At 39.0% G+C, this 13,537-nt stretch carries 10 protein-coding genes; 8 read left to right on the plus strand and 2 right to left on the minus strand.

All coding sequences use genetic code 11. The features are described from left to right. Positions 1-52: 52 nt before the first annotated feature. The gene (locus ACFIMG_RS00360; RefSeq protein ID WP_375679278.1) at positions 53-1,285 is read right to left on the minus strand and encodes a coproporphyrinogen-III oxidase family protein; all 1,233 of its coding nucleotides are present in this window, start codon (positions 1,283-1,285) and stop codon (positions 53-55) included. A 338-nt stretch (positions 1,286-1,623) separates the two neighbouring features. Here ACFIMG_RS00360 and ACFIMG_RS00365 point away from each other — a divergent pair, with 338 nt between their 5' ends. The 7 genes from ACFIMG_RS00365 to edd all read left to right on the plus strand — a co-directional run bounded on the left by ACFIMG_RS00365 (position 1,624) and on the right by edd (position 10,156). After that, positions 1,624-2,112: a hypothetical protein gene (locus ACFIMG_RS00365; RefSeq protein WP_375679279.1), complete on the plus strand. Its 489-nt coding sequence runs from the start codon at positions 1,624-1,626 to the stop codon at positions 2,110-2,112. A gap of 480 nt (positions 2,113-2,592) precedes the next feature. After that, positions 2,593-2,742 (plus strand): class I SAM-dependent methyltransferase, encoded by a 150-nt coding sequence (locus tag ACFIMG_RS00370; protein ID WP_375679280.1) that lies wholly within the window; start codon positions 2,593-2,595, stop codon positions 2,740-2,742. A 456-nt stretch (positions 2,743-3,198) separates the two neighbouring features. Continuing rightward, positions 3,199-4,626 (plus strand): glutamine synthetase family protein, encoded by a 1,428-nt coding sequence (locus ACFIMG_RS00375; RefSeq protein WP_375679281.1) that lies wholly within the window; start codon positions 3,199-3,201, stop codon positions 4,624-4,626. An 11-nt stretch (positions 4,627-4,637) separates the two neighbouring features. Next, the gene (locus ACFIMG_RS00380) at positions 4,638-5,921 is read left to right on the plus strand and encodes an NAD(P)/FAD-dependent oxidoreductase (RefSeq protein ID WP_375679285.1); all 1,284 of its coding nucleotides are present in this window, start codon (positions 4,638-4,640) and stop codon (positions 5,919-5,921) included. A gap of 120 nt (positions 5,922-6,041) precedes the next feature. Beyond that, the gene (gene zwf, locus ACFIMG_RS00385; RefSeq protein ID WP_375679282.1) at positions 6,042-7,514 is read left to right on the plus strand and encodes a glucose-6-phosphate dehydrogenase; all 1,473 of its coding nucleotides are present in this window, start codon (positions 6,042-6,044) and stop codon (positions 7,512-7,514) included. Between the two features lie 10 nt (positions 7,515-7,524). Then, positions 7,525-8,277 carry a 6-phosphogluconolactonase gene (pgl, locus tag ACFIMG_RS00390; protein WP_375679283.1) on the plus strand — a complete coding sequence of 251 codons (753 nt, stop codon included), beginning with the start codon at positions 7,525-7,527 and terminating at the stop codon, positions 8,275-8,277. Between the two features lie 55 nt (positions 8,278-8,332). Continuing rightward, positions 8,333-10,156: a phosphogluconate dehydratase gene (gene edd, locus ACFIMG_RS00395; RefSeq protein WP_375612072.1), complete on the plus strand. Its 1,824-nt coding sequence runs from the start codon at positions 8,333-8,335 to the stop codon at positions 10,154-10,156. Positions 10,157-10,211: 55 nt separating this feature from the next. On the opposite strand, the gene folD is transcribed toward edd, so the two are convergent. Further along, positions 10,212-11,111, minus strand: a complete 900-nt coding sequence (gene folD, locus ACFIMG_RS00400) for a bifunctional methylenetetrahydrofolate dehydrogenase/methenyltetrahydrofolate cyclohydrolase FolD (protein ID WP_375629801.1) — start codon at positions 11,109-11,111, stop codon at positions 10,212-10,214. Positions 11,112-11,426: 315 nt separating this feature from the next. Here folD and ACFIMG_RS00405 point away from each other — a divergent pair, with 315 nt between their 5' ends. Beyond that, positions 11,427-13,307, plus strand: coding sequence for an AsmA family protein (locus ACFIMG_RS00405; protein WP_375679284.1), 1,881 nt, complete (start codon positions 11,427-11,429; stop codon positions 13,305-13,307). Positions 13,308-13,537 lie beyond the last annotated feature (230 nt).

Consider the following 13,537-nt stretch of genomic DNA (forward strand, 5'->3'; position numbering starts at 1 on the left):
CCACGCTGAGTCAGCTGGAGATCGTTATTACTTTCTGCGATGAGACCTGCACTTATGAGCTGTTGTAGGTTATTGTATACGAAAGAGGGAAGTGCGGTCCAGTCAATTCTTTCTTTTTTGGCATACCGTTATAAGGTAGCCGCATACACAAAGCCTTGGAGGCTTGTTGCTCCGCTGATACCCAATTGTAGTATACTTTGGATTTGCCTTTAAGTTGTATGTCGGTAATGTATCCGCTTCGACTGGGATTGGCTCGTGTGACGAGTGAGCCGAGAATCGACATTGCTGACGCCCCGAAGCCAACCACATAATCGTCATGATAACCATGCAAATATTTGTGATAGCGGAAATAATTAGCTGAACTCGTTTTAGCGAGCGTTAGAGGAGTGTTGTTGGCAATTTTGATATAGGAATGCCCATTACACGGCGCATAGCCGCAGCTGCGCATAACGATATCGCTAAATAATCGAAGCATCTGTCGATGCTGTGGGCTGGATGGCTTTAGCCCTTTTTGTGCGTAAGACTTATGCAGTTGCGACGTGATAGCCAGATTGTTGATTGCATAGAGGTTGATGGTTTCAGGGTGAAGCTCGCTGGCTTGCTTCAAATCGTATAATAGTTCTTCGGCTTGCTGGCTGTGCATGCCATATAGTAGGTCGAAACCGACATGTCCAATGATCTCTTGTGACCAAGCCACGGTATTGTTGATTTGTTCACGTGTCGAGATGAGGTTAAACAATGATCGGAAACGCTCAATGAAACTCTGTATACCGAAGCTGATCCGGTTAACGCCGATCTCACGGGCAGCATAAAGTTTATCACGTGTGACGCTCGTCGGTTCGCTTTCCAGTGTAAATTCGGCTAAGGAAGAGAGCTCAAATTCGGCATGTAATACTTTTCCGATGTGTCGGATATTATCTGCGGACAAAAGCGACGGTGTGCCGCCCCCTATATAGATGCTGCGGATGGCCCCTCTAAGCGAGCGAATGAAATTTCCTTTGTTTCTGATCTCTGTGGTAAGCGCTGAAATATAAGATTCGATTTGTTTAACGTGCTTGTAGGCCCCTTTCTGAAAGGGACAGAAGGAACAGATGGTTTCGCAAAAGGGAATATGCAAATAAAGAGAAATGGTACGCGCTTGTGGAATCTGCTTACTGTGCGCTAGTTTATTAAAGTCTAGGTAATCGTAAAATTCATTTGAAATAGTGCGAAATAACGGATATGTGAAGTTGTAAATCGGCTTGAGTTGATCGAACTTCACAAAAGGATGATCCACGAGTTGCATAACTTACCTCCCCCAATTTCTTAACTCGCACTATATTATTGACGGGCGACTGGTGACCCAATCACCCGAGTGTATTACCAAAGATTTTCACGGAACATAATGAATCCTCCTTTTGTAGAAGTTATATGTATTATACATATAACTTCTTATATGAACGGGCTAGCTTGTTTAAGAGGCAATGTAAAGATAAAAATATAAAAAAACTTTCTCTTGCAGCCTTATGGTCTGATATTGTAATTGATATCCTGTTTGACTTGGTCGTGCTATGAATGCCTAGAGAGAGAAAAAGCAGGGTATTTTAATGGACGTGCGGGGCATAATTGTTATGTTGTTGGGACTTGGAATTTACGTCTGGTTATGAAATATCATTAGCGCAAAAAGATGGTTTTAAAGGTAGAGATACATTTTTTAATATCCCTGTAAAACTTCGAGAAGAGATAGAATTATCTATTAGAAAACATATAAATGTCCAGTGTGATAATATTATCGAATTACATGATATCATCGCTCTTACCCGCCATTTTGACATATTACCTAAAATCTCATTGATATTGTGCCATGTACTGGCAAACGGGGATAGATCGCGTTTTGGTATGACTGCGGCGAAGTTACGTGCCGCATTATCTTTGCTAGAATCCAATAGGATTAGGCTTAATGGGGTGCCTTTGCATATGGGCTCTAATTTGAATTCAACTGAGTTAATAGTATCCACCTTAACTAAGGCTGGAAAGGATATTTACGCATTGAAGGATCAAAAAAGTTTTATCAGTCTAGGGCGAGAGATATCTGACTTCCACAGCGTTCTGCGATGCCATGACGATCAATGACGAATACCCTCGTAAAATTTATGAGGCATTATCACAATTGGGTTGTGGTTTACATAAGCTTACGGTAATTATTGAACCTAGGCGTATTATATCTGAAGATTATGGTTATTTATTTTCTATAAAAGAGCAGAATGGTACGAACTTAATTACAATCTGGGCTCTGGGGATGTGTACTCAATCTGCACAGTATCACTAGGTCATAAGTCAAAGTATGTGAAAGCAACTGATACAAAATAGATTTTACGATGGTGGAAGATCGACGATAAAGGACGTTAGTTAAAAGGAAATTGATATTATTATGTTCTCATATCCTGATTTTTTGGCTTTTTAGATATAAATAACACACCTCCTAGTGGGCTGGAGACTATCAGATGTTGGATCCCGCATGGCGCAATTAGCAAAAAATCCTATCTATTGGATTTGGTATGCTCTACTAGATTCTCAGCTCTAAATATTGTGTGCGAAGTGTAATGTCAAGCGGTGGGAATTGATATAAGTGCAGAGTCTGTACCATCCGCTCAGAACAAGGTTGATAGCTCTGTTATGCAGACGATGGTTAAGTTTCATGTCGGAAATGCTGAGCGTATGTCTTATCCTGAAAATACATTTACGCATATTACGGCGGGGTGAGTATTTGTAAGCACAGCTGTAAAGGCTACTCACCATCCTAGGGTGTTTACTTCTATGTGGATAACAATAGAGTTACAAAACTTGCTTCATATTAAAAGAAAAGTTTCTTTTCTTTTAATTAAGCATTGCTACAACCAAAAGGAAATTAAATATCTCGCCTTTATTATTCTCGCCAATGTTTGCTTATATATGATTATTTGAATCGGAATTAGGTTACGTACAATATGGTATTTCTCGCTGTTTTATATAAGGAGAAGGTTCGCACCGATGTATCGCGTGCAATATCAATTTTTTCACTATGGTGATAGGATAGCTTTTTGAGCGCAAAGTTCTTTTACCTTGATGGATCTTATAGTATTCTTCAAAAATATCAGTTGATAAATTTTTTTTCGTGTCGTTCATGCAGGGGCTGATACAATAAGAATAGGACTTAATTGTTTTTAAAGTTGGTATGTTATGGATGTAAAAAATGGTAAACAAACGAAAAGTAAGAATTTTAAACCTGTCTCTCGCTTTCTCAAAAGGTTACGTGGTGTGAATAATTGGGAACAGGTTTCACAATGGCTTTCTTTTCGTAAGGTAGAGGATATTGAATGTATTACGCCTGATCAAGCAGGGGTACCACGGGGCAAGATGATGCTTTCTAAAAAATTTACATCGGAAACATCATTGGCATTGCCTTCAGCAGTTTTTATGACAACAATTTCAGGGGATTATCCGGAAGATGGTCATGGTTTTGAATATCCTAAAGCAGATGGTGATTTACGCCTTGAGCCTGATCTTTCTACGTTAAGCATTGTTCCATGGGAAGATGCTCCTACGGCACAGGTGATTTGTGATCTTGTGTATCAAAATGGTCAGGTTGTAGATTACACACCACGCAATGTTTTACGAACGGTGGTTCACTTTTACACAAAAATGGGTTTAAGCCCTGTTGTTTCACCAGAAATTGAGTTTTATTTGGTACAAAAAAATCCCGATCCTGATTATCCGTTAGTTCCACCGGTTGGTCGTTCTGGGCGTTCAATTGGTGGTGGACAGGGGTATTCCATTGCTGGTGTTAATGAATTTGATGATTTGATTGATGATATTTATCAATTTTCAGAGGCACAAGGATTGGAAATTGATACCCTCATTCATGAAGAAGGAGCAGGTCAGTTTGAAATTAATTTACGTCATGGTGATCCTATTGAGTTAGCGGATCAAGTTTTTATGTTTAAACGAACAATTCGTGAAGCAGCACTAAAACATAATATGTATGCAACTTTTATGGCAAAACCCATTCAAGGGCAGCCGGGTTCTGCTATGCATATTCACCAATCGGTTGTTGATAAGAAAACCGGTATGAATATTTTTACACAGGAAAATGGTGAAGAAAGTGTCAGTTTTCGGCATTTTATTGGTGGATTGCAAAAACATATGCCAGGGGTTCTTGTGATGCTTGCGCCTTACGTGAATTCTTATCGACGTCTTGTCCCTGATAATTCGGCTCCTGTTAATTTGCGATGGGGATATGATAATCGTACTACAGCTTTTCGAGTTCCCCGTTCTGCTCCTCAAGCGCGGCGTGTTGAGAATAGACTTCCTTCATCAGATGCGAATCCTTATTTAGCTCTTGCGGCTTCTTTAGCGTGTGGTCTTATTGGTTTGCAACAAAAAATTGAGCCGGATGAGCCAGCGACAAATAATGTAAACGCTGATAATATTGAGTTACCGCGTGGACTCATTGAGGCAGTCAATTTGTTTGAACAAGATACAGTGATACGTGCTATTTTAGGGGATGTGTTTGTCAGTACTTATGCTGCAATCAAACGACAAGAGTTTGAAACTTTTATGGAAGTAATCAGTCCGTGGGAGCGTGAATATCTCCTGCTGAATGTTTAAATTTTATGACGATGATTGATTATAATTCAATTTCTCCAGGAATTTCTTGGTATGAAGATGCTTTAAGAGAACGTCCATCGTATCCTTCTTTTTGTGAAAACAGACAGTGTGATGTGGTCATTATTGGAGGCGGATTTACGGGTCTTTCGGCTGCTTATCATTTAGCCAAAGCTGGAGTAGATGTTGTTTTATTTGAAGCATCACGTTTTGGTGACGGCGCTTCAGGGCGCAATGGTGGACAGCTGGGAACAGGGCAACGGCAATGGGTAGAAACATTAGAAAAAAAGTATGGTTTTGAGCGAAGTAAGGCTCTGTTTGATTTGGCAGAAGAAGCTAAAAGAGATATTTTATCTTTATGCGCAATGCCTAATTGTCCGTGTGATTTGATAGGAGGACAGCTTTCTGTAACTCATAAAAGGCGTGAGCTTCTCTCTTATCAACGGCATATTGAGGCGATGCAGCGTTATGGCTATCACGCGCTTACTTTTATGGATAAGGCTGAAACATTTGAGCGACTTGGATCAACTTTTTATTGTGGTGGTATTTATGATGCGGATACCGGCCATATAAATCCTTTAAAATTGATTATTGGGTTGGCAAAAAGAGCCCAAGATGCTGGTGCTAAGCTTTATGAGAAGTCACAAGTAACGACCATAAGGCGCAAGGGAGCACATTGGAAAGTAATAACAGAAAAAGGTAGTGTAACAGCAGAGCATGTTTTACTTGCAACAAATGGGTATAAACTTGGTCTGGAGCGTTTTATTGAAAAAAATATTGTTTCTATTCGCTCTTATATTGGAGCAACGGACCCATTACCAAAGCATAGTTCAATTCTTATAGGGGGGGAATCGGTTGATGATTCCCGTTTTATGGTTCGCTATTTTCGCAAAAGCATTGATAATCGTCTCTTATTTGGTGGTGTAGAAAGTTATGATAATAAGCATCCTCTAAATTTAGATGAACGTATAAAACGGCAAATTGTTGAAATTTATCCTCAATTACATTCTATCAATTTAAGCCATCGGTGGGGAGCAACGGTTGCCATCACAGTTGAGCGCATGCCCTATGTTCGCCAACTTTTCTCAAGGATGACTTATTGTGGTGGTTATTCAGGGCATGGCGTTATGCTGGCTCCTTTCGTAGGAAAATTATACGCAGAATGGTTAACTGGAAAATATGAACGTTTTTCCTATTTCCAAGACTTAAAGATTTCATCTTTTCCGGGAGGACGCGTTTTGCGTTATCCGCTTATATTTTTAGCAATGTGTTGGTTTTCTTTATTGGATCGCCTTTAATGGAAACATTGCTTGAAATGAAGAAAATTAATGGCTTATTTAGTATCTGTCTGCTTTAATGATGAAAGCTTTTATAAGTGATATGGGATTTCATAATCGAATAGAAAAATAAACAAGTTCATGGTGCGTAAAATTATTCCAGTTTCTTCCTTTGATTGTATTGTTTTTGGTGGCAATGGTGATCTGGCGTTGCGCAAGCTTTTGCCGGCTTTGTATCATTGTCAGTGTGCAGGGCAATTCAGTGAGCCAACACGTATTATTGGGGTTTCGCGCACTTCCTTAAGTTGTGAAGAATATCAAAATTTTGTCCGCATTTCTTTAGAAAAACATATCCATCCAAAAGATCTCAATTCAACAGAACTCAATCGTTTTCTTGCACGTTTAACTTACGTTTCTGTTGATGTTACCTCAAATCGAGGGTGGGAGGATTTAGCCCTCCTTCTATCACAAGATTCAGCGGATATTCGAGCTTTTTATTTGGCTGTTGGTTCTTCACTTTTTGCTGATATTGCGATGAAGTTGGGAAAAAATGATTTGGTGACACCACAAACACGGATTATCATTGAAAAACCAATTGGTTGCGATGTAAAAACAGCTGTTTCACTTAATGATGTATTTGCAAGCGCCTTTAATGAAGAGCAGATCTTTCGTATTGATCATTATCTTGGGAAGGAAACTGTTCAAAATTTAATGGCATTGCGGTTTGTTAATACACTTTATGAACCGCTATGGAACTCCAATTATATTGATCATGTTCAAATAACCGTTGCTGAATCTTTAGGGTTAGAGGGGCGTACAGAATACTATGAAAGCACTGGTGCTCTACGCGATATGGTTCAAAACCATATGCTACAGTTACTTTGTTTGGTTGCGATGGAAATACCATTTACCAACAGTGCTAATGCTGTGCGCGATGAAAAACTTAAAGTTTTACATTCTTTAACACCGCTTGATGTCCATAATGTAAGGCAGCATACTGTACGTGGGCAGTATCTTTCTGGTCTATCAAATGGTATATCGGTAGAGTCTTATTTTGATGATCTGGGAAGAGTGAGTAAGAGTGAAACATTTGTAGCACTTAAGGTTAAGATTGATAACTGGCGTTGGGCCAATACGCCTTTTTATTTACGAACAGGTAAGCGCATGTTCACGCGAATGTCTGAAATTGTTGTGGTTTTTAAACCTATTCCTCATAATATTTTTAATGTGGATTTAGATGAAATTTTTTCTAATCGGCTTGTAATTCGTCTCCAACCTGATGAAGGTGTAAAACAATGGTTGATGATTAAGGATCCAAGTTATGGCGGTATGCGGTTTTGTCACATTCCATTAGACATGAGTTTTGCTTCTGCATTTTCTGAACGTAATCCTGATGCTTATGAACGTTTATTAATGGATGTTATTCGTGGAGATCAAACACTGTTTATGCGTCGTGATGAAGTTGAGGCTGCTTGGCGTTGGATTGATCCAATCATAGAGGGATGGGAAGCAATAAAACAGCCTGTTCACAGTTATAAAGCTGGTTCGTGGGGGCCATCTGCTTCGACGATTCTCATGGAACGTGATGGGCGTATATGGAACAATTTAGTTTAGAGCAATAAGTATGTATAGAATGAATATTGACCGTTTAGATTTTGAAACCCCTCAGACTTTAGCTTTGGCATTAGCAGATCGAGTAGCTGCAGAGCTTAGTGTATCTGTTCTTGAGCGCAAGAGAGCAGTTTTAGCGGTGTCTGGTGGTAAAACACCAGAATTGTTTTTTCATTATTTGTCAAAAGCGGATATTGATTGGCAAAATATCATTATCACTTTGGTCGATGAACGTTTTGTCCCTACACACGATGAACGTTCAAATGAATATATGGTACGGAGTCATTTGTTACGAAATTTTGCCGAAAAAGCGCGTTTTGTAGGGCTTTATCATAAAGCAATTACTGCTGAACTTGCTGCTTTTTCAGCGGCAAATCGTATTAATACTTTGCCTAAACCCTTTGATGTTGTTGTTTTAGGAATGGGCGGTGATGGACATACGGCTTCTTTTTTTCCTGATGCTGATCGTTTAAAGCAAGCGCTTGATCTGCGAACACAAGCACTTGTTTTACCCCTTCATGCTAAGAGTGCTGTTGAGCCAAGACTCTCACTAACTTTGCCAGTTATTATGCAATCTCGTTGCATTATTCTCCATTTCGAGGGTTTTCAGAAACGCGATTGTTTTGAGGAAGCTTGTCAAGACGGGTCTGAAATAGAAATGCCTATTCGGGCAATTTTGCGTAATTCCCCTCATCTCGTTCAGGTTTATTGGTCGCCTGCAGAAAATGAAATAAGTGAATCAAAATATGCGACACAAGGTGAATAAAACGTAATCTCTCTCAATGAATGAGGGGAAAAAACAATGAAAGGGGGAGAGAAATATGGCACTTTCCAAGACAATTGCCACAGTTACACGAAGGATTTATGAACGTTCTCGATCAACACGAGAAATTTACTTAGATCGTATTGCAAAAGCACAAGTTCATCGCCCCAAACGGAGTTTTTTAGGATGTGCCAATCAGGCTCATGGCTTTGCTGCTTGTGGTGCAATAGATAAAGAGCGTTTGAAGGGAAATATCGTTGGGAATATTGGCATTATCACGGCATATAACGATATACTTTCAGCGCATCAACCTTTTGAAAAGTTTCCTCACTTAATTAAAGAGTCGGCCCGTATGGTTGGTGGTGTTGCACAGGTTGCAGGTGGTGTTCCCGCGATGTGCGATGGTGTTACACAGGGAAATGCGGGGATGGAGCTTTCCCTTTTTTCGCGTGAAGTAATTGCAATGGCGACAGCTATAAGCTTATCACACGATGTCTTTGATGCAGCATTGTATCTTGGTGTGTGTGATAAAATTGTACCAGGTTTATTGATTGGTGCCCTAACATTTGGTCATTTACCAGGAATTTTTATAGCTGCTGGTCCTATGACAAGTGGTCAAGGTAATGATGAAAAAGCAAAGATACGTCAACTTTACGCGGAAAATAAAATAGATCGCCAAACACTTCTAGCATCGGAAGCACGTTCTTATCATGGGCCAGGAACATGTACATTTTATGGAACAGCTAACTCTAATCAGGTGATACTGGAGATGATGGGGCTTCATATGCCGGGAGCTTCTTTTATTAATGCGAATACACCGTTGCGTGATGCTTTAACAAAAGAAGCTACGAAACGTGTACTTGAAATGACAGATCTTGGTGATCATTATAGTCCACTTGGTATGATCATTGATGAGCGTTCTTTTGTGAATGCCATTGTAGGATTAAATGCAACAGGAGGTTCTACCAATCATGCGATTCATTTGATTGCTATGGCTGCTGTTTGCGGTATTAAATTGACATGGCATGATATTGCAGAAATTTCATCCGTTGTGCCTCTTTTAGCGCGCATTTATCCTAACGGTTTAGCAGATATTAATCATTTTTACGCTGCGGGGGGAATGGGATTTATTATTCGCGAGCTTATCGAGGCAGGCTTGGTCCATGAAGATGTTTCTACGGTTTTTGGTAAAGATCTCAATGCTTATGCAATTGAAGCAAAGCTTTCTGCTGATGGTCATGTGGTGCGTGAAGCGGCTCTTAAGGAAAGTGGTGATCATAAGGTATTAGCGGGGTGGAGAAAGCCATTTCAGCTTGATGGTGGTCTTCGTGTTTTATCAGGAGATTTGGGAACAGCTATTATAAAAGTTTCCTCTGTTAAACCAGAGTATTGGCAGATTAAAGCACCAGTCTTTGTTTTTAATGATCAAGAGGAACTACAAAAATCTTTTAAATCTGGAGTGTTGCATAATAAAGACTTTATCGCTGTCATTCGCTATCAAGGACCAAAAGCCAATGGTATGCCAGAGCTTCATAAATTAACGACCATTTTAGGCGTTTTACAAGATCGCGGTCAAAAGGTAGCATTGATAACCGATGGGCGTATGTCAGGAGCGTCAGGAAAAATTCCTGCTGCTCTCCATGTGACACCAGAAGCAGTGGATAATGGCCCCATTGCACGTTTGCAGGATGGTGATATTGTTTTTCTTGATGCTCATGAGGGTAAATTAACCCTTTTGGAGGATTTAGCAAAATTTAACGCGCGAAAAATCATATCTCCGGATCTTTCAAAAAACGAACATGGTGTTGGACGCGAACTTTTTCATGTTTTTCGTCAATCCGTTAATCGTGCAGATCAAGGGGCATCTGTTTTTATGACATGAAAAATGCAAAAATAAATAAGCTGAATCATATATATACAAGGAATTGTTACAATTTTTAGAATTTTGGTATTGGCAGATTGTGTGATCGCGCGGCGGCTTTGAGTGTATTAACCATAAGCATGGCAATTGTCATTGGTCCAACGCCTCCTGGAACAGGGGTGATCGCAGCAGCTTTTTCTTTTACGTTTTCAAAATCGACATCACCAACAAGACGTGTTTTCCCTATACCTTTTTCTGGTGCAGCAACGCGGTTAATACCGACATCAATAACAATTGCACCATCTTTTATCCAGTCTTTTTTAATCATTTGTGGGCGGCCTACAGCTGCTACTAGAATATCAGCGCTTCGACACACATCATCAAGGTCACGGGTACGACTATGGGCAATTGTCACAGTGGCATTGGCTGCTGTTAAAAGGGCAGCCATAGGTTTTCCAACAATATTAGAGCGTCCAACAACGACAGCATCAAGTCCAGATAAATCTCGTCCACAGTGTTGTTCAATCATCATCATGGCACCAGCTGGAGTGCAGGGAATAATTGCATCTTCAAGTGCATTTGCCGCGAGTTTTCCTACATTAATATAATGAAAACCATCAACATCTTTTTGGAAAGCAACGGCTTGTGTTATGCGATTTGTATTCATATGAGCAGGGAGAGGCAGCTGTACCAAAATACCATGAATTTTGGGATCAGAATTTAATGTTGCAATAAGTTGAAGGAGTTCTTTTTCTTGCGTTTCTTTGGAAACGACATGTTTGATTGAAAGAAACCCACATTCTTCGGCCTTTTTATTTTTTGAGGTGACATATACTTGACTTGCAGGATCATCTCCAACGATAATAACAGCGATACTAGGTTGTATATTATAGTGATGGCGGAGCTTTGCTGTTTCGGCCTTAACTTTCACAATAATCTCTTCAGCAAGTTTTTTTCCGTCGATAATATTATTCATTCAGAGATCCTTTCGGTAAGGCTGTTTGTTTTTTTTGTAAAGCATTTTCTAATAATACGATAGAGTTTTATAGCAATATTCATATGAGAACAGTAAGAATGGTTTTATAATGTTGTGGATTTATAGTTTTGAAGACTTTTAAATAATTGCTTTATAAAGAAGCAGCAACATTGCTGTTTGAATAAATTTTGGATAAAGAACAAAAATAATGAAGATACAAAGTGGATATAGTGAATTATAGGATTATAAAAACTTTTTATGATCATTTAAGTTTGTTTTTAATCTGTTATAGGGGGATAAGTATAGAGGGATAATGTGCGCATCAGAATAATAAAATTTTTGAGCGGAGTTTTTATTACAATTATCTTTTTATTTGGAGTGGGGATTCTCGTTTTACCTTATCTTATTTCTACAGATGCGATTCGTATTCGTTTAGCGCAGGATTTAAGTGCATGGACGGGTTACAATGTGCAATTGCGTGATCCACCGCGGTTACATCTTTTTCCTTATCCTAAAGCATTTCTTTCTGGCGTTACTTTAACATCAAAAATGGATGATGTTGCGCCATTAATGGAAGCTGAATCAATAGAAGTTGATCTTTCTGTCGTCGATCTTCTTTGGGGACATATTTCTTTTTCAGAGACGCGGATTATGCGTCCTCAATTTGTTATGGAAAAGCCTGTTAAAACAATAGCAGATTTTTTTGATCGGTTTTCTCGCTCACAAGGTGCATTAGGGGTGGCAATACGTAATACGCGTGAAATATTAAAACATAATCCTGAGCATCCAGAGATAGAGCACCTTTTAAAACAACCTTTTGGACGGATTGTCATTAAAAATGGTGTTCTTGTGTATCACGATAGTTTTTCAGGAGTAGCAGACAAAATAACAGGATTAAATGCAACTTTAGATTGGCCGGAATCAACTCAGGAAGTACGGTTACGTGCAGATGCGCGTTGGCGCGGAGAGTTTACAAAATTATCACTTGATGCTTCTCAAGCATTGCTGCTTCTTGCTGGAGGCAAAAGTCATATTAGGGCAAGTCTCAATTCTGTACGTGGGGGAATAACTTTTACAGGAAAGGCTCGATTATCTGAATATTATATTTTTGACGGAAAAGTGTCAATGCGTTCTCCTGGATGGAATCAGACATTGTCTTGGGTTGGTGGAAATCAGTTTTGGGGACATAAATTAAAAATACCCATTGTATGGGAATCTCATTTTTTAGCGCAGCCAGTGCATATCCAAATGAACAATGTTACATTTACGATGGGGAAAGCCAATGCGCGAGGAGCTTTAAAACTCGATTTTCAAGATTATGTACCAAATGTCATGGGCTCTTTAGCCTTTGATAATCTAGACCTTAGCCTCTTGGGTTCAATGTTTTTTTCAGGTAAAAAGAAAAATGCCTGCTTTGACATGAGAACTTTTGATCGTATTGGCGTGGATATACGACTTTCTGCGCCACAAGCTAAAATAGGAAATATTTCACTCACAAATTTAGCTGCTGCAATACAAATAAGAGATGGGCATGGTATTTTTGATCTTGGACATGCGAATATTTTTGGTGGATCTGTGCAAAGTAATATTGAAGTTACGTCAGCTGGACAGAAAGTGCGTATTGGAGGAAATATTTCAGGTGCTTCTATTGATATGCAGGAGACTTTAGAAATCTTGGGATTTATTCCATTTATACAAAGCAAAACGAATTTTACTGCAACGGTACGAACACTTGCTGATTCTTGGCCAGAAATTTTTACGAAAATGCAGAGTGAATTAACACTGAAGATGTCTTCTGGTCGGCTATTAGGGTATGATCTGAATGAATTACAAACAAGACTTTCAAATAAACAACAATTTCTTTTAACAAATGATGATTCTCTCTCAACAACATTTGATCACTGGGATATTCAGACAAGCTTTTCAGAAGGTATGATGAAGGTAACAGAGTCATTAATGCGTACAGCAGACTTGAGCTTATCCATTCAAGGAACCATTGCAACTGCTATTTCCCAAGGGAAGCAGAATGAATTGATACTACAGGCACAATTACGAAAAAATTATAGATCAGACACTTTATGTAAAGATGTTCAATGCCTTGCTAACAGCCTTGCATGGCCTTTTACATTTTCTCTGAGCTCTAAAGGACAAGATCGTGGTAATTTTTTAATTACAAAAGACACTGATACAGATTGAGTATTATTTTTCGTTTATACAACATTTTATTTTATAATTATAACTCATCTATTTACAATTTAGAGTTGTTTTTAAATTTAAATAAGAAATTCCACTATCGTAAGATTCTCTCATTTTAAATCTATTCGTGATAAAGTCATAAAAATCGCTGTAGTTTGACACTAGGTTTTATACTAAGTGGGAAAAGGTGGGATTAGGTAGGAATACGTGGTAATTTGTTGTTTTTATGT

This window comes from Bartonella sp. AP11XZML (assembly GCF_042196445.1).
In the GTDB taxonomy this organism is placed as follows: Bacteria; Pseudomonadota; Alphaproteobacteria; order Rhizobiales; family Rhizobiaceae; genus Bartonella.